General features: G+C 52.8%; 1 protein-coding gene. It reads right to left on the minus strand.

The window, feature by feature from the left end; all coding sequences use genetic code 11:
• A partial coding sequence (locus BWI93_RS18030; protein ID WP_141217520.1) for a PAS domain S-box protein occupies positions 1 to 861 on the minus strand: 861 nt, incomplete at both ends.

The following is an 861-nucleotide window of genomic DNA, read 5'->3' on the forward strand; positions in this document are numbered from 1 at the left end:
CTGTGCCTGTTGCCAGGCAAACTGCTCCTTCAGTTCCGGCATCACGGCGAGCAGGGGCTGCCCAATCACTTCCTCACCCCTCCCAAAAAAGGCGAGCATGGAGGTGTTGATCTGATCAATCACAAACTTATTCCCTCGTAACACCAGCGTGGCGGCTGGCGACTGCTGGATGATGTTGCTAAAGCGGGCTTCGCTATCCTGGAGTGCCTGCCGGGCCCTTACTTGCTCCGTAACGTCGATGGCCGTATTAATCACTCCGTAAACAGATCCGGCCTGATCATAGAGTGGATTATACGCATGATTGAAATAAACCGTCTTGGGTTGTCCGTCTGTTAGTAGATATGCCACCCCTTCCGAGTGCCGAAACGGTTCACCGGTATCAAAAACATGCTGAAGCTGGGCTAAAAATGGCTGTTGTTCCAATTCAGGCATTGCTACCAGGAGTGTTTTACCAAGTACCGATTTGTCCCTACCCCAGATAGCCAGCATCGGGGCGTTCACCTGCTGAATGAGCATATCCCTGCCGACGAAGACGACTGTAGCCGCTGGGGTAGCCGCCACTAAGTTTTTAAACCGGGCTTCGCTGGCTACCAGTGACTGTTGGGTGTATACTTGTTGGGTGACATCCTGGGCTACCCCACCAAAGCGATACGGATCGCCGGTTTGGCTAAAATAGGCTCTACCGTGGAAGCGTACCCACCGCAGGATGCCATCATCAGCTCCAATAGTGCGGTAGGTTTGATCGTAGTTCCCATTTGACTCACCCGTCAAGGCTTGCTGCACAGTCGTGTTGACGCGATCTACATCCTCTGGATGGATAAATTGGACGGCCTGTTCGTAAGGAATAACGTGATCCTGTGC

Origin of the sequence: Siphonobacter sp. BAB-5385, from assembly GCF_002261125.1 — a bacterium.
Taxonomy (GTDB): domain Bacteria; phylum Bacteroidota; class Bacteroidia; order Cytophagales; family Spirosomataceae; genus Siphonobacter.